General features: G+C 73.3%; 12 protein-coding genes. 6 read left to right on the top strand and 6 right to left on the bottom strand.

The window, feature by feature from the left end:
* Positions 1 to 15 precede the first annotated feature (15 nt).
* Positions 16 to 2,670, bottom strand: a complete 2,655-nt coding sequence (locus tag BSZ37_RS04815; protein ID WP_095509455.1) for a PAS domain-containing hybrid sensor histidine kinase/response regulator — start codon at positions 2,668 to 2,670, stop codon at positions 16 to 18.
* A gap of 213 nt (positions 2,671 to 2,883) precedes the next feature.
* Between BSZ37_RS04815 and BSZ37_RS04810 the strand changes: the two genes are divergently transcribed.
* Together BSZ37_RS04810 and BSZ37_RS04805 are read left to right on the top strand one after the other, a co-directional pair.
* Positions 2,884 to 3,756 carry a proline dehydrogenase family protein gene (locus BSZ37_RS04810; RefSeq protein WP_095509454.1) on the top strand — a complete coding sequence of 291 codons (873 nt, stop codon included), beginning with the start codon at positions 2,884 to 2,886 and terminating at the stop codon, positions 3,754 to 3,756.
* A 134-nt stretch (positions 3,757 to 3,890) separates the two neighbouring features.
* Positions 3,891 to 4,496: a M23 family metallopeptidase gene (locus tag BSZ37_RS04805; RefSeq protein WP_095509453.1), complete on the top strand. Its 606-nt coding sequence runs from the start codon at positions 3,891 to 3,893 to the stop codon at positions 4,494 to 4,496.
* Positions 4,497 to 4,680: 184 nt separating this feature from the next.
* Here BSZ37_RS04805 and BSZ37_RS04800 read toward each other — a convergent pair whose 3' ends face one another.
* From BSZ37_RS04800 to trxA, 4 genes are all read right to left on the bottom strand, one after another.
* Positions 4,681 to 5,838: an SMP-30/gluconolactonase/LRE family protein gene (locus BSZ37_RS04800; RefSeq protein WP_218830395.1), complete on the bottom strand. Its 1,158-nt coding sequence runs from the start codon at positions 5,836 to 5,838 to the stop codon at positions 4,681 to 4,683.
* A gap of 58 nt (positions 5,839 to 5,896) precedes the next feature.
* On the bottom strand, positions 5,897 to 6,415 hold the full coding sequence (locus tag BSZ37_RS21400) for a LysM peptidoglycan-binding domain-containing protein (protein WP_143537559.1): 519 nt from the start codon (positions 6,413 to 6,415) through the stop codon (positions 5,897 to 5,899).
* A 22-nt stretch (positions 6,416 to 6,437) separates the two neighbouring features.
* Positions 6,438 to 7,502 carry a thioredoxin-disulfide reductase gene (gene trxB, locus BSZ37_RS04790; RefSeq protein WP_095509452.1) on the bottom strand — a complete coding sequence of 355 codons (1,065 nt, stop codon included), beginning with the start codon at positions 7,500 to 7,502 and terminating at the stop codon, positions 6,438 to 6,440.
* A 72-nt stretch (positions 7,503 to 7,574) separates the two neighbouring features.
* Positions 7,575 to 7,910, bottom strand: a complete 336-nt coding sequence (gene trxA, locus BSZ37_RS04785) for a thioredoxin (RefSeq protein WP_095509451.1) — start codon at positions 7,908 to 7,910, stop codon at positions 7,575 to 7,577.
* A gap of 222 nt (positions 7,911 to 8,132) precedes the next feature.
* On the opposite strand from trxA, the gene BSZ37_RS04780 reads away from it, so the two are divergent.
* Together BSZ37_RS04780 and BSZ37_RS04775 are read left to right on the top strand one after the other, a co-directional pair.
* The gene (locus tag BSZ37_RS04780) at positions 8,133 to 10,214 is read left to right on the top strand and encodes a PAS domain-containing sensor histidine kinase (RefSeq protein WP_095509450.1); all 2,082 of its coding nucleotides are present in this window, start codon (positions 8,133 to 8,135) and stop codon (positions 10,212 to 10,214) included.
* Positions 10,215 to 10,217: 3 nt separating this feature from the next.
* On the top strand, positions 10,218 to 11,459 hold the full coding sequence (locus BSZ37_RS04775) for a sensor histidine kinase (RefSeq protein WP_095509449.1): 1,242 nt from the start codon (positions 10,218 to 10,220) through the stop codon (positions 11,457 to 11,459).
* 36 nt (positions 11,460 to 11,495) lie between these two features.
* Here BSZ37_RS04775 and purL read toward each other — a convergent pair whose 3' ends face one another.
* Positions 11,496 to 13,799, bottom strand: a complete 2,304-nt coding sequence (gene purL, locus BSZ37_RS04770) for a phosphoribosylformylglycinamidine synthase subunit PurL (protein WP_095509448.1) — start codon at positions 13,797 to 13,799, stop codon at positions 11,496 to 11,498.
* Between the two features lie 452 nt (positions 13,800 to 14,251).
* Between purL and BSZ37_RS04765 the strand changes: the two genes are divergently transcribed.
* Positions 14,252 to 14,653: a DUF805 domain-containing protein gene (locus BSZ37_RS04765; protein ID WP_095509447.1), complete on the top strand. Its 402-nt coding sequence runs from the start codon at positions 14,252 to 14,254 to the stop codon at positions 14,651 to 14,653.
* 120 nt (positions 14,654 to 14,773) lie between these two features.
* On the top strand, positions 14,774 to 15,532 hold the full coding sequence (locus tag BSZ37_RS04760) for a creatininase family protein (protein ID WP_095509446.1): 759 nt from the start codon (positions 14,774 to 14,776) through the stop codon (positions 15,530 to 15,532).
* The last annotated feature ends 90 nt before the right edge of the window (positions 15,533 to 15,622 follow it).

Genomic DNA, 15,622 nt, shown 5'->3' with positions numbered 1-15,622 from the left:
GCCGACGCGGTTCCGCTACGCCGCGGGGTCGGGGACGGCCGGAGCCGACCGGGCCGGTGGCGAAACCGACGACGGGCCCGCACGCGAGATGTAGACGCCGCCACCGGGCGGGTCCTCATCCCAGGCTCCTTCGGCGGGCGTCGGGGGCCGCGGGGCCACGCCGTGCGTCCGGGCCTGGGTGGCCCGCGCGACGGCCGCGCGGAGATCGGCGCGGGCGTAGGGCTTCGTGAGGTAGGCGTCGAAGCCGGCCGCGAGGAACCGCTCGCGGTCGCCCGGCAGACCGTACGCCGTGACGGCCACGATGGGCAGGCCCGCGAACGCGGGCGTGTCCCGGAGCTGGCGCATGACGTCCTCGCCCGAGATCGACAGGCCAAGGTGGATGTCGAGGAGCACCACGTCGGGCCGGTCCGCCTCGATGACGGCGAAGGCGCCCTCGCCGTCGCCCGCCGTCGCCACGCGGAACGTGTCGGCCAGGGTGTGGACGGCGATCTCGCGGGCTTGCTCGTTGTCGTCGACGACGAGGACGACCGGACGGTCGTCGGCCGCCTCGGTGCCCGCGACGAGGGCCGGGAACGAGACCGTGAACTCGGTCCCGACGCCCTTCTCGCTGTCGACCGTGATCACGCCCCCCATCCGGTCGACGAGCTGGCGCGAGAGGGCGAGCCCGAGGCCGGCCCCCTCGTACTTCCGTTCCGCCCCGGTCGACTCCTGCTCGAACTCGCCGAAGATCCGGGGGAGGAACGCCTCGTCGACCCCGATGCCCGTGTCGCGAACGACGAGTTGGACACGCGGGCTGCCGCTCCGGTCCGTCCGCACGGCGACCGTGATGCTGCCCTCGTCGGTGAACTTGATGGCGTTGCCCACGAGGTTGTGGAGGACCCGGACGACGGCGGCCTCGTCGGCCGTCACGGCGTGCTCGCCGGGCTCGACCTCGGCCCGGATGACGAGCCCGCTCTCGGAGGCGGCCGGTCCGAACATGTCGGCCGCCTCGCGGGCGAGGTCGCCGAGGTCGACGCGCTCCTCGACGAGCCCGCCACGGCCGGCCTCGAGGCGGGCCAGGTCGAGGACCGAGTTGAGCGTGTCCATAAGCCGGCGCCCGCTCCGCGCGATGAGCCCGACGAACTCGCCCTGCGTCTCGTCGGTGACCTCCTCGGCGAGCACGTCGGCGAAGCCGAGGATGGCCGTGAGCGGCGTCCGGATCTCGTGGCTCATGTTGGCCAGGAACGTGCTCTTGAGCGCGGCGACCTCCTCGGCCTGGCGTTTGGATTGGACGAGCACGGCCTGGGCCCGCTTCCGCTCGGTCACGTCGCGGAGGTTGAGCACGAGCCCGCCGACGGCCGGGTCGTCGTAGAGCGCCGTCGCGGCGCCCTCCACGAACACGTCGTGCCCGTCGGTGTGGCGGAGCCGAAGCTCGACGCTCGCCGACGGGACGCCGCCGCGGGCCTCGGCCAGAAACGCCTCGGCGCGGTCGCGGTCCTCGGGGTGGACGAGGTCGACGAGCGCGGTGTGGATCAGGCTCTCGGGGAGGTGGCCCAGGAGCGGCCCCACGGCCGGGCTGACGTAGGTGAACCGGTCGGCCCGGTCGGCCACGACGACGACGTCGGACGAGCGCTGGACGAGCGCCCTGAACCGGGCCTCGCTCCGGTGGAGCGCGAGCCTCGCCTCCCGCTCGGCCGTCACGTCCTCGACCGCGCCCTCGTAGAACATGGGCTCCCCGTCGGCGCCGAACGCCACGCGCGCGTCGATCCGGACGTGGCGGACGTCGCCGCTCGGCCGCCGCCAGCGCGTCTCGAACCCGCGGATGAACCCGTCGCGGTGGATCGTCTCGCGGAAGCGGTCGCGGTCGACGCGGTCGACGTAGAAGTCGATGGCGTTGTAGGCCCGGGCCGCCTCGGGCGACGGCGCGCCGATGAGCCGGGCGAGCGTGGCGTTGGCCAGGAGGACGCGCCCGTCGGGGGCCGACCGGTACATCCCCACGGGGATGTGGTCGAAGAGCGAGCGGTACCGCTCCTCGGAAGCCCGGAGGGCGGCGTCGAGCCGCGTGCTCTGCCCTTCGGCCTCGACGAGCTCGTGGCGCGTGTGCTTGGCGTAAAGGACGCCGGCCGTGGCCGACAGCGCCGACCCGACCGTGACCATGACGATGGCGTAGCCCGCGGCCTCGTCGGGCGTCGAGAACGGCTCCGGCGCGAGACCCATCACGTCGAGCCCGAACAGGACGAGCGCGCCCAGCGCCCCGACGACCGCTGAGACGGTCGCCAGCCGGGCGCCCGACGTGAGCGCGCCCGCAAACGGGGCCAGCATCACGAGCGCGAGCGCGGGGTCGCGGATGCCGAGGTCGACCGACGCCTGGAACACCGGCGTCAGGGCCAGCGACAGGGCCAGGACCCAGGCGGCGCCCTCGACCTGCCCGCCCCACCGGACGACCGCGAGGGCCGCCACGGTCAGCACGATGGCGACGGCCACCTCGATCAGCGGCAGCATCGGGACCTCGCCCAGCACGAGCGTCACGCCCAGGATGGCGTGAGCCAGCAACCCGAGCCATCCCTCGACCACGACGATCCGTGCCTGGCGGATGCCGCGCGGCCCCTCCGGCATCCGGTTCGGGTCGATCCACCGATCGATCCACCCGGCCACGGGGTGAGACGACGAATGGGGTGAGATGGGCGTCATGAGGGAGGATTCGTAACGCGCTGGACGCCGAGAGCGCTCAACGGGAGGACGAAACGTGTATCGGCACGTGCCGCACACTCTGTACCGGGAAATGGATTCTTCGCCTTCTACGCCCCTGGGGCGGGTTCTGTGGCGATTCGAGGGAGGAGGCGCGGCGGGGCCGGGCACTAGCTTCGAGGGCCGCGGGTTGGTCTTGCCCCGCGCCGACCGCCCATGACGCTCCCCTTCGCCCTCGCCCGCCGGTTCGTCGCCGGCCAGACCCTGTCGGAAGCGCTTCCCGCGCTCGACCCGCTCCTCGACGACGGCCGCTTCGTCACGCTCGACCTGCTCGGCGAGGACGTCACCGACCGGGGCCGCGCGGCGGCCTTCGCGGGCGTCTACACCGACCTCGTGGGCCGGCTGGCGGACTACCGCGACGCGCGGGGCGCCGCGCCCGAAGCGGTCGGGATCTCGATCAAGCTGTCGATGATCGGGCAGGTCGTCGACCGCGACCTCTGCGAGGCCAGCCTCCGTTCGCTGTTGGCGCAAGCGAAGGAGGCCGACGTGTTCGTCCGCCTCGACATGGAGGGCTCGGCCCTCACGCAGTCGACGCTCGACGTGTTCGAGGCCGTCTACCCCGACTTCCCCGACCACGTCGGGCCGGTCCTCCAGGCCTACCTCCACCGGACCGACGCCGACGTGGCCCGGATGTGCGCGTTGAACGCGCGCGTCCGCCTCTGCAAGGGGGCCTACAAGGAGCCCCCGTCGCTGGCCTACCCAGACATGCCGACGATCCGCTGGCACTACCGGCGCTACGCGGACCGGCTCCTCACCGACGCCCGCTACCCGGGCATCGCGACGCACGACGACGAGCTGATCGAGTCCGTGAAGCAGCTCGTCGAGGAGCGGGGCGTCTCACGTGACGCCTTCGAGTTCCAGATGCTCTACGGGCTCCGGCCCGAGACGCAGCGCCAGCTGATCAACGACGGGTACCGGATGCGGGTCTACGTGCCATACGGGACCGAGTGGCTCCCCTACTTCTCGCGCCGGCTCCGCGAGCGGAAGGAGAACGCGTTCTTCGTGCTGAAGGCCCTCGTCCGCGGCTGACCCCACCCGCCTCGGCACCGAGGCGGAGGGAGCCGGGCTAACGGCGCGTCGGCTGGAAAATGCGGTGGCAGGGCAAAAAGGAGTGCCACGGTCTCGGCGTGCCGCTAGTTTTTTCGCTCCCCACCACGGAGCCCATGCCCCGCACGCTCGCCGCCGCGATTCTGGCGGTCGCCCTCGCCGTCCCGTCGCTCGCCCAGGCCCCCGTCCGCGCCACGGCCGACACGACGTCCGCACCGCCCGTCCGCGCCGTCTCCGAGCGGTCCGCATCGACTCGCGCCCTCTCGTTCTCGGCCGAGCGCCTGCTCGTGCCCGTCGAGGGCCTCGCGCCAAGTGATCTCGACGACACGTTCTCGGCCCGCCGCTCGGGCGGTCGGACGCACCGCGCCATCGACATCATGGCCCCGCGCGGGACGCCGGTCCTGGCGATCTCCGACGGCGAGATCACGCGAATCCACACGAACCGGCTCGGCGGGAAGGTCCTCTACCTCCGCAGCCCCGACGGCGAGTACGACTTCTACTACGCCCACCTCGACGCCTACGCGCCCGGGATCGAGGAGGGCCAGACGGTCCGCCAGGGCGATGTGCTCGGGTTCGTCGGCAACACCGGCAACGCGCGGAGCACCCCGCCGCACCTCCACTTCCAGGTTCTCCGCCAGAGCGGCAGCGGCCGCGGCACGCCGGTCAACCCGTACCGGCTGTTCCAGGCGAGCGACCTCTACGAGCGCGGCGTCCGCGGCTGACGCCGGGCGCGTGGCCGTGCCGTCCGAGACGGCGGGCCGCGACGGCCACGTCCGCGTCGAGGCCGAGGCGGGCGAACGCGGCGTCCAGCCCATCGACTAGACCGGGGAGGAGCCGCTGGCGCCGGGCCGCTCCACGTTCTGCCTCGACGGCGACGCGCTCGCGCTCGTCGAGGAGTCGTGGGCCTCAGCGCGCCACGGTCACGGCCCGCGTGACGCGCTGGCCGCCGGCCTCAAGGCGGACGGTGTAGACGCCCGGGGCGAGCCCACCGAGGTCGACCTCCGCACGGTGCTCGCCGGCCGCCAGGGGCCCGAGGTCGAGCGTCCGGACCGTCCGACCGAGCGCATCGACGACGTCCATCCCCACGGCGCGCGCCCGGTCGAGCCGGATCGTGACGGCGGTCAGGCCCCGGCTCGGGTTCGGCGCGACGGTCTCGATCGTGAGCCCGAGGCGGACCGGACCGGCCTCGCCCGCCGTCGTGCCCGCGACGAGGGAGAGGCGGTAGACGCCGGGGCCGGAGGTGATGTAGAGCGTGTCGTCGGGCCCGAACGCGACGTTCGTCGTCTGGTCCGGCACGTCGACCACATCGAGGACCGTCCCGTCGGGAGCGAAAATCCACACGCCGCGCGGACCGGCGACGTAGAGGCGGCCCTGCCCGTCGACCTCCATCCCGTCGGCGGCGTCGAACGGCGTGCCGCCCGTGAGCGTCGCGAAGACGCGGCCGTTCGAGAGCGCGCCGTCGGCGTGGTCGTAGGCCACGACCGTCCGCTCGTCCGACGTGCTGACGTAGAACGTCGCGAGGTCGGGCGAGAACGCGACGCCGTTGGGCTGGTGGAGGTCGTCGGCGAGGAGGTCGACGGTGCCGTCCGGGTCGAGCCGGTAGACGCCCGTGAACCCGGTTTCCGACGGCCGGCCCTCCAGCCCCCACGTCGGGTCGGAAAAGTAGATCGAGCCGTCGGGGTGGAGCGTGAGGTCGTTCGGGCTGTTGAACGCGTCGCCCTCGTAGGCCTCCGCGAGCGCCGTCTCGACGTCGCCGTCGAGCCGCGCGACGCGCTGGGCCGCGTGCTGCGCGAGGAGGAGATTCCCGTCGGCGTCGAGGGCGAGTCCGTTGCTCTTCTGCGACGGGCTCAGGAACGTCTCCGTCTGGCCGCTCTCGGGGTCCCACCGATACACGCGGTTCGCCGGGATGTCGCTGAAGAGGAGCGTGCCCTCAAACCAGACCGGCCCCTCGGTGAACTGGAAGCCGCTCGCAATCCGCTCCGGCTCCGCACCGGGCGCGACGGGCGACTGGGCCGAGGCCGCGATGGTGAACACGAGGACGAGGGCGACGAGGCGGAGCGGCATGGGTCGATCGGGGGGGAGGCCCAAGAACGCTCCCGCCGCGCCGGTGCCGCAACGGGCGTTACCGCACGCGGAGCCGCTGGCCGATCCGGATGTCCGTCGAGTCGCGGCCGTTGAGGTCGAGGATCGCCTGGACCGTCGTGTCGTAGCGGCGGGCGAGCGAGAAGAGGGTGTCGCCGCGCTCGACGGTGTGGTAGGTCGGGCCGGCGTCGGTCGAGGTCGGCCGGACCGGGGCCGCAGACCGCTCCACCTCGGGCACCGGCTGGACCCGGAGCGGCGCCGCCGCCCGGTCGGTCGAGGGCGCCGGCCGGTCGGGGACGGCGGCCCCGCCCACGACGCGGACGCCCCGGACGCCGCGCGCGATCTCGGCGACGAGCGGCTGGAGCGTCGGCGGCACGTCGCCGCGGACCTCGACGCCGCCGTCGCGCGCCGCGACCGCCACGTCGAGCGCCCGCGTCCGCGCGTCGTCCACGAGCGCGAGCCGGACGGCCGTCTCGAGGCGGAGGTCGGCCAGCCGGGCCGCCACCTGTGCCGAGGCGGACGGGGCCAGCAGCAGGAGGACGAGGACGGCGGCGCGCATATGCTGATCGGGACCGGCCCGGTTACGCTTCGGACTCGGCGACGGGCCGGTGGGTCTCCGAGTCCTCGGCCGGGGCCGCGTGGTACTCCGTCTCGGTCCGCGTCTCGTCGATCACGTCGCGCTCGGCGAGCCAGCGCTCGGCGTCGATGGCCGCCATGCACCCGGTCCCGGCCGCCGTCACGGCCTGGCGGTAGACGTGGTCCTGCGCGTCGCCGCAGACGAAGACGCCCTCGACGTCGGTGTGCGTCGAGTCGGGGTGCGTCTGGACGTAGCCGGCGTCGTCCATCTCCAGCCAGCCGCGGAAGATGTCGGTGTTCGGCTGGTGGCCGATGGCGACGAAGAAGCCCGTCACGGGCAGCTCGCGCGCCTCGCCGGTCTCCGTGTCCTCCAGCCGGAGGCCCGTCACGGCGTCGTCGCCGAGCACGTCGGTCACGACGGTATTCCAGTGGACCTGGACCTTCCCGTTCGAGAGCACGCGGTCCTGCATGATCTGGCTGGCGCGGAACGCGTCGCGCCGGTGGATCACGTGGACCGTCGAGGCGAACCGGGTCAGGAAGAGGGCCTCCTCCATGGCCGTGTCGCCGCCGCCCACGATGGCGATCTCCTCGTCGCGGAAGAACGCGCCGTCGCACGTCGCGCACGCGCTGACGCCGCGCCCCAGCAAGCGCTTCTCGTTCTCCAGCCCCAGGTACTTCGCACTCGCGCCCGTCGACCCGATCACGGCGTCGGCCAGGATCGGCGTCGTCTCGTCGATCACGAGCTTGTGCGGGGTCTCGGAGAAGTCGACGTGCGTGACGGTCCCCCAGCGGAGCACGGCGCCGAACCGGACGGCCTGCTTCTCGAAGTCCTGCATGAGGTCTGGCCCCATGACGCCGTCGGGGTAGCCGGGGAAGTTCTCGACGTCGGTCGTGGTCGTGAGCTGGCCGCCGGGGGCCGGGCCCTGGACCACGAGCGGGTCGAGGCCGGCGCGGGCGGCGTAGAGGGCGGCGGTGAACCCGGCCGGGCCGGTCCCGACGATGACGACAGCGTGGCGCTCGGCGGCGCCCCAGTCGAGGCCGTCGGGGAGGGGGGTGGGCAGATCGGTCATGAGCAGAGACGAACTAAAAACGCGGGGGCGCCACCGGTGGGCGGCGCCCCCGAGGGCTCGGGCCGGCGGGCGTTACGCGGCCTGGCCGGCGAGCGTGTCGAGCTTCTCGGCGAGGACCCGCTTCGGCACCACGCCGACCATCTGGTCGACGGGCTTCCCGTCCTTGAAGAACAGGAGCGAGGGGATCGAGCGGATCCCGTACTTCATCGCCGTCTGCGGGTTGTTGTCGACGTCGAGCTTGACCACCTTCGCCTTCCCGTCGTACTCGGAGGCGATCTCCTCGATGGTGGGCGCGATCGTGCGGCAGGGGCCGCACCAGGTGGCCCAGAAGTCGACGAGGACGGGCTGGTCGCTGTTGAGGACCTCGGCTTCGAAGTTGGCGTCGGTGCCGGTGACGTAGGCGGACATTGGATAAGGTGGGTTGGGTCGTGTGGATACGGCCCGGACGGTGCCGGGTTCGTTCTCAGAGTCTGTCGAGGGCTCAGACGGGGCGTCCGGGCGCGCTCTTACGGAGTCGGCATCGGGGCAAGCTACGGGGCGAACGCGCTGTAGGAGGGAGTCCGTCCTGACGGGCCGGCGCTTATCCAGCGAGTGGGGGCGGACGATACACGAGGCGCACCCCCAGCCACCGTGCCCCGCTTCCGCCCCCGCGTCCTCTGGATCGCCGCGCTCGCCTGCCTGTGCGCGGCCGGGACGCCGCACGCCCAGACGGCCGGCGAGGGCGACCTCTCGTCCATCCGCTCCCTCCGCAACGACGGTGACGGCGACGGCGTCCCCGACCGGGTCGGCAAGCGCGTCGTCGTGACGGGGCGGGTGACGGCCGGGACGGGGCTCATCCGGGCCGGGCTCGGCGAGGCGTACGTCCAGGACGGCACCGGCGGGCTCCGCCTCGTCTTCCCCCCCGACGCCGACGCCGTCCTCTCCGGCGACAGCCTCCGTCTCGCCGGGACGCTCGGGTTCCGCGACGGGATGCTGGAGCTGCAGAACCCCGAGGCCCGGGCCCTCCCCGGCCCGGCGCGCGAGATCGAGCCCGCCCGGCTGACCCCGGACAAGCGGCCCGACGGGGGCTCCGGACCCGACATCGAGGGCCACGAGGGCGAGCTCGTCGTCGTCGAGGGCCGGGTGCTCGAGATCGAGAACACCCCCGGTGGGCGGATCATGATCCTGTTGAGCGGGACCGACCTCATTCAGGTCTTCGCCTACACGCTCCGGCCGGCGCCCGTCTCGTTCGACGCCGTCCGGATCGGCGACTACGCGCGCGTCCGCGGCATCGCGGCCCAGTACGACCCTCAGCCGCCTTACGACGGCTCGTACCTCGTCTACCCGCTCGTCGACGGCGACGTCAAGAAGGCCGGGCTCTCGCCGACCGAATACCGCAACGGGGCGCTCGGCGTGGCCGGGCTGCTCCTCATCGCGGTGTTGTGGGCCGTCCTCCTCCGGCGCCAGGTACGGAAGCGATCGGAGGCCCTCCGGGCCTCGGAGGTCCGCTACGGCCACCTCTTCAACGCAGCGGCCGACCCCGTCCTGCTCCTGGACGTGAAGCGAGGCGGGGAGGTCATCGAGGCCAACCGGGCCGCCCAGCGGGCCTTCGGGATCGACGTCAACGGCGACCGACCGGACGGGCGCTCGGTCCGCCTCGCCCAGCTCGCCGCCGACGAGGACGAGGCCTCGCTCCACCTCGCCGAGGCCGACCAGAAGGGGTCGGCCTCGGGGGTCCTCGAGCTGACCTGGGCCGACCACACCCACGTCCCCTACGAGATCGTGACGCGCCGGCTCCAGGAGGGTCGGACGTTCGTCGCCATCGCCCGGAACGTGACCGAGCGCCGGGCCTACGAGCACGGCCTCCTCTCGGCCATCTCGGCCGCCGAGGAGGCCCGCGAGCAGGCCGAGGAGGCCGCCCGCCTCAAGAGCGCGATCCTGGCCAACATGAGCCACGAGATCCGGACGCCGCTCACGGCCATCCTCGGCTTCGCCGACATCCTCCGGGAGGAGGTCGCCGACGACCTCTACGAGTACGCCGACACGATCCGGACGGGCGGCCAGCGCCTGCTCGACACACTCAACGACATCCTCGACTTCGCCCGCCTCGACGCCGAGCGGGCCGGGGTCCTGCCGGAGCCGATCGACGCGGCCGTCGTCGTGCGCGAGTCGGTCGCGCTCCTGGCGCCCCTCGCCAAACAGAAGGGGCTCGGGCTCCACCTCCAGTCGACGGCGTCGTCGGTGCCGGCCACGCACTCCGAGCCGGCCCTCGGCCGCGTCGTGACGAACCTCGTCGGCAACGCGATCAAGTTCACCGAGCGCGGCGAGGTCCGCGTGTCGCTCCACGCCGCGCCCGACTTTTTCGCCATCCGCGTCCAGGACACGGGCGTCGGAATCTCGGAGGCGTTCCTGCCCGAGCTGTTCGAGGCGTTCAAGCAGGAGTCCCACGGCCACGGCCGCGACTTCGAGGGGACCGGCCTCGGGCTGGCCATCACGAGGCGGCTCGTGGACCTGATGGGCGGCGAGATCCGCGTGTGGAGCCAGAAGGGCGAGGGCACGCTGTTTGAGGTGGCCCTCCCGCTCCACGCCCCCAACGCGGACGCGCCCGAGGCGCCGCCCGAGATCCCCCACATCCCGTCGCCCGAAGAGCTCGTCGCGACGCGCGAGGCCGTCCGGGCGGACGGCGCCTCGTCCCACGCCGCGCCCCCCACCGCCTTCGGCGTTCCCGCCTAACCCATGTTCGGTCTCGTCTCCGTCGGAATGCTCGTCGCCCTCGCCGTGTCGGTCCCCCTCGCGGTCGGGCTCGGAGTCGGGCTCGGCCTCGCGATCGGGGCCGCGGCGGCGGCGGCCGTCGTCCGTGGCCGGCTGGAACGCGAGCACGCATCGGTCGTGGCGTCGGAGGCGCGCTACCGTCGGCTCGTGGAGCACGCGCCCGACGTCGTCCTCGTCCACGACCCCGACGGCTCGGGACTGTGGACGAACCGGGCCGGGCAGGCCGCGCTCAGCCTCGCCACGCCGAGCCCGTCGCTCTCGCTCCTCGACGCCGTCGCCGTGGCCGACCGGGCCACGCTCCGGACTCACCTCACGAAGGCCGCCACGGCGGGCCGGGCCCGCGCCGACGTCCGCGTGAGCGGGCCGAGCGGCGCCCCGGTCCTCCTCGACCTCGTCTCGGAGACGATCGAAGTCGACGGCCGGCGCCGCGTGCTCTCCGTCGGTCGCGACGTCGGCGAACGCCGGGCGCGCGAGCGCGCGCTGGCCGAGGCCCGCGACCACGCCGAGGAGGCCGCCCGCGTACGGAGCCAGTACCTCGCCTCGCTGAGCCACGAGATCCGGACGCCGCTGACGTCGGTCGTCGGGTTCACCGAGATCCTCCGCGAGGAGGTCGACGAGGCCCAGCGCGGCCTCGTCGACGCCATCGCGGCCGGCGGCCAGCGGCTCCTCGCCACGCTCGACTCGGTCCTCGACCTCGCCACGCTCGACGCGCGCCGCGAGACGCTCCGCCCGGCCTCGCTCGACGTCGTCGACGCGGTCGAGGCCGCCGTCGCGCCCCTCCGCCACTACGCCGAGGACAAGGGGGTCGCGCTCGACGTCGAGCCGGCCTACGACGAGATCCCGGCCACGCTCGACGCCAACGCGCTGGGACGGGTCCTGGCCCACCTCGTCGGCAACGGCGTCCGCTACACGGAGAAGGGCGGCGTGACGGTCGAGATCGACGCCGACGCAAAGGACGTCTCGGTCCGCGTAATCGACACGGGGATCGGGATCCCGGAGGACGCGCAGCGGACGCTCTTCCAGGGCTTCGAGCGGCCGGGCGGCGGGTTCGGCCTGGCCATCTCCGAGCGGCTCGTCCGGCTCATGGGCGGGACGATCTCGGTCGAGAGCCGCTGGCGGTCGGGGACGGCCGTGACGGTCGTGCTCCCGCGCGGGGAGACCGCGCGGCCCGCGGAGGTCCAGGATCTGGAGGAGATCGAGGCCTGAGCCCGCCCGCCTCGGCGCCGAGGCGGGGATGGCTGATCAGACGGCCGCGACCGCCTCGCCCATCGCCTCCGGGATCGCCGTCTCGTACGGCCGGCGGAGCGCGTCGACGGACACCTCCAGCACGTGGCTCGCACCGACGGACACGCGCAGCGGCCCGTCCGTGACGGTCCCGATGGGGAGCGCCTGAGCCCCGGCCGCCTCGGCGAGCGCGCGGACCGCCTCGGCGTCGTCGGGGGCGACGGACAGGACCACGCGGCTCTGGGCCTCCCCGAAGAGAATCGCGTCGAGCCGGGCGCCCGTCTCGGGGAGGGCCACGTCGGCGCCGAGGCCGGCGAACACGGCGCTCTCGGCGAGGCAGACCGCCAGCCCGCCGTCCGACACGTCGTGCGCCGAGCGGACGCGGCCGGCGCGGATCGCGTCGAGCACGGCGGCCTGCACGGCCTTCTCCTCCCCCAGGTCGAGGTGCGGCGCGTCCCCGGCCGTCTGACCGTGGACGTGGTGGAGGTACTCGCTCGCCTCGATCCCGCCCGTCTGCCACCACCCGGCGGGCGACACCAGCAGGAGCACGTCGCCGGGCGCCACGAAGGCGGCCGTCGTCGTGTCCCGCTCGACGTCCTCGACCAGCCCGACCATCCCGATCGTCGGCGTCGGGAAGATGGCGCCGTCGGGGTTCTCGTTGTAGAAGCTCACGTTCCCGCCCGTGACCGGCGTGTCGAACGCGCGGCACGCGTCGCCCATCCCGCCGACGGCCTCGGTGAACTGCCAGTAGACCTCGGGCTTGTACGGGTTGCCGAAGTTGAGGCAGTTGGTCACCGCCAGCGGCCTGCCGCCGGCGCAGACGACGTTCCGCGCCGCCTCGGCGACCGCGATCCGGCCCCCGCGGCGCGGGTTGAGGTAGACGTAGCGCCCGTTGCAGTCGGTCTTCATGGCGAGCCCGCGCTCGGGGCCGCCGTCGGTCCCGGTGCCCTTGAGGCGGACGACCGCGGCGTCCGTCGGGCCCGGCCCGGAGACCGTGTTCGTGCGCACCTCGTGGTCGTACTGCTCGAACACCCACCGCTTCGACGCCACGTTCGGCGAGCCCATGAGCTTCACCAGCGCGTCGCCAGCCGTCTCGCCGGTCAGGTCCGCGAGCGCGCCGAGGTCGGCGGACTGGGTCGCGTCGAGGTACGTCGGGCGGGACGTCTCGCGGTGGTAGACCGGCGCCCCGCCGCCGAGCACGAGGGACTCCGCCGGGACGTCGACCACCAGATCCCCATTCCAGAACACGCGGACGCGCTCGGTATCGGTGACCTCGCCGATCTGGACGGCGTGGAGGTCCCACTTCTCGAAGACGGCCTCGACCTCCGCCTCGCGGCCCTTCTCGACGACCACGAGCATCCGCTCCTGGCTCTCGCTCAGGAGGAGCTCGTACGGCGTCATGCCCGTCTCGCGCTGCGGCGTCCGGTCCAGTTGGAGGTCCATCCCGACGCCGCCCTTCTCGCTCATCTCCGACGAGGAGCACGTGATCCCGGCCGCGCCCATGTCCTGCATCCCGACGACGGCGCCGGTCTTGATGGCTTCCAGCGACGCCTCCAGGAGCAGCTTCTCCGTGAACGGGTCGCCGACCTGGACGCTCGGACGCTTCGCCTCGCTCTCCTCCGAGATCTCCTCGCTCGCGAACGTCGCCCCGTGGATCCCGTCGCGGCCGGTCGAGGAGCCGACGATGTAGACCGGGTTGCCGACGCCGGCCGCCGTCGCGCTCACGGTCTCCCCGACCTTGACGATCCCGACCGACATCGCGTTGACGAGCGGGTTGCCCTCGTAGGCCGGGTCGAACACGACCTCGCCGGCCACCGTCGGCACGCCGAACGAGTTGCCGTAGCCGCCGATCCCGCGGACAACCCCGTCGAAGAGGAACCGCACGCGCGGATTGTCGAGGCTCCCGAACCGGAGGCTGTTGAGACTCGCGATGGGCCGGGCGCCCATCGTAAAGATGTCCCGCTGGATGCCGCCGACGCCCGTCGCCGCGCCCTGGTACGGCTCGACGGCGCTCGGGTGGTTGTGGCTCTCGATCTTGAACGCGACCGCCAGCCCGTCGCCGATGTCGACGAGGCCGGCGTTCTCGTCGCCGGCCGCCGCGAGGAGGTTCTCGCCGTCGCGCGGGAGCGTCTTGAGGATGGCGATCGAGTTCTTGTACGAGCAGTGCTCGCTCCACATCACCGAGTAGACGCCGAGCTCGGTGTAGGTCGGCGTGCGACCGAGGATCTCGCAGACGCGGGCGTACTCGTCGTCGGTGAGGCCGTGCTCGCGGGCGAGGTCGGGCGTGACCTCGCGGTCGTGGGGGAGGGAGACGGGCGGCATCGGACGCGGGGAGGACGGGCCCGAAAGGTACCGGCGGGCGGGGCCCTGCGACTGCCGGACTCGCCCCGCCTCGGGGCCCCCGTCGGCACGCCGAGGCGGAGGGAGGCGGGCGGCGTTCCTGCGAGCGGATGCGTTCGTCGTAAGTACGCGACGTCGCGGGAGCGCGTGAGCGTCGGGCCAGCGGGCCCCTGGCTCAGCTCGACGGCGTGCGTCGTCGTCAAGGCTTCGAGCGTGCGGGCCGGCGCTCGGTTTCCCTTCACATGGTCGACCCCGCCCCTTTCACCCGCCTCCGCCCGCACCGGGCCGACGGGTCATGCGCCGACGACGGGGGAGCTGAATGGGAGTGGGCCGCCGAGACGGGCCCATCGAAGCGAGGGAGTTGACCTCTATATGGCCAGTTTGCCGTATCTCAGGGCAGCCCCCCGACTTCCCTCCCACAGCCTCCTACCTCCATGGAGTGGTACCTCGACGTCCTCAAGAACCACTACGCCGACTTCGACGGGCGCGCGCGCCGGAAGGAGTACTGGATGTTTACGCTCATCAACGTCGGCATCATGATCGGCCTGTCGATCGTTGCGGGCATCCTCGGCGCGATCTGGGAGCCGCTCGGGTGGCTCGGCTACCTCGTGTACATCGGGTACGCGCTCGCCGTGATCGTCCCCGGGATCGCCGTGTCGATCCGCCGGCTCCACGACACGGGCAAGACGGGCTGGCTCCTCCTGCTCGGGCTCATCCCGCTGCTCGGCCTCGTGCTCATCTACTTCATGGTCATCGAGGGGGACTCCGGCCCGAACGAGTACGGCCCGGACCCGAAGATGGCCGCCGACCCGGTCATGGGCGACCTCGCGTTCTAACTGCCACGACCTCACTCGCTCGGCAGGCCCCCCGCGGCGACGGCTCGCGGGGGGCCTCGTCGTGTCGGGGCGGACCGTCGGGCCTCGGCAGGCGTACGCCCGCCCCCTCCCCTGCCGACCGTGCGCCCCTACGTCCTCGCCGAGATCACCTGGGCCGACGCCCGCGACACCGCCTACGACCTCGCCGTCCTGCCGTGGGGGGCGACGGAGCCCCACAACCTCCACCTGCCGTACGCCACGGACGTGATCCTGGCCGGCGGCGTGGCAACGGAGGCCGCGCGGCGGGCGTGGGAGCGCGGCGCCCGCGTGCTCGTGCTGCCCGCCGTCCCGTTCGGGTCGAACGCAATGCAGCTTGGTCTGGGGCCGACCGTCGAGATGCGGCCGTCGACGCAGGCGCTCGTGCTGCGCGACGTGGTGGCCAGCCTGGAGGCCGCGGGGATCGGGCGGCTCGCGATCGTCAACGGGCACGGCGGGAACGACTTCAAGCCGCTCGTCCGCGAGCTCCAGGCGAAAACCGACGTGTTCCTCTGCGCGCTCGACTGGTGGCGCGCGGCCGACGCCCGGCCGTTCTTCGCCGAGCCCGGCGACCACGCGGGCGCGCTCGAGACGGCCGCCGTGATGCACCTCCGGCCCGACCTCGTCCGCCCGCTCGCCGAGGCCGGCGACGGGGCGGCCCGCCGGTGGCGCGTCGACGCCTTCAACGAGGGGTGGGCCTGGGCGCCGCGCGACTGGCGGCAGGTCACGGCCGACACGGGCGTCGGCGACCCGCGTGAGGCGACGCCCGAGGCCGGCGCGGCGTTCGTCGACGCCTGTGCCGAGCGGATCGCGGCGTTCTTCGTGGACCTCGCCGCCCTCGACCCGGCCGACGCCTACGCGTAGCCCCGCCTCGGCACGCCCGCGGACTCACCGAGGCGGAGGGGAGCCGGCCGGAACGGCGCGCGCGGCGGGCGGTACCCGACGGCCCCCCGC

It is taken from the genome of Rubrivirga marina (assembly GCF_002283365.1).
Classification (GTDB): Bacteria; Bacteroidota; Rhodothermia; order Rhodothermales; family Rubricoccaceae; genus Rubrivirga; species Rubrivirga marina.
This window is presented reverse-complemented; position numbering and strand designations above follow the sequence as displayed.

Coding starts and splice junctions, on each gene's coding strand:
- BSZ37_RS04815 (WP_095509455.1), bottom strand. CDS start 2,670: ATGACGCCCATCTCACCCCATTCGTCGTCTCACCCCGTGGCCGGGTGG.
- BSZ37_RS04810 (WP_095509454.1), top strand. CDS start 2,884: ATGACGCTCCCCTTCGCCCTCGCCCGCCGGTTCGTCGCCGGCCAGACC.
- BSZ37_RS04805 (WP_095509453.1), top strand. CDS start 3,891: ATGCCCCGCACGCTCGCCGCCGCGATTCTGGCGGTCGCCCTCGCCGTC.
- BSZ37_RS04800 (WP_218830395.1), bottom strand. CDS start 5,838: ATGCCGCTCCGCCTCGTCGCCCTCGTCCTCGTGTTCACCATCGCGGCC.
- BSZ37_RS21400 (WP_143537559.1), bottom strand. CDS start 6,415: ATGCGCGCCGCCGTCCTCGTCCTCCTGCTGCTGGCCCCGTCCGCCTCG.
- trxB (WP_095509452.1), bottom strand. CDS start 7,502: ATGACCGATCTGCCCACCCCCCTCCCCGACGGCCTCGACTGGGGCGCC.
- trxA (WP_095509451.1), bottom strand. CDS start 7,910: ATGTCCGCCTACGTCACCGGCACCGACGCCAACTTCGAAGCCGAGGTC.
- BSZ37_RS04775 (WP_095509449.1), top strand. CDS start 10,218: ATGTTCGGTCTCGTCTCCGTCGGAATGCTCGTCGCCCTCGCCGTGTCG.
- purL (WP_095509448.1), bottom strand. CDS start 13,799: ATGCCGCCCGTCTCCCTCCCCCACGACCGCGAGGTCACGCCCGACCTC.
- BSZ37_RS04765 (WP_095509447.1), top strand. CDS start 14,252: ATGGAGTGGTACCTCGACGTCCTCAAGAACCACTACGCCGACTTCGAC.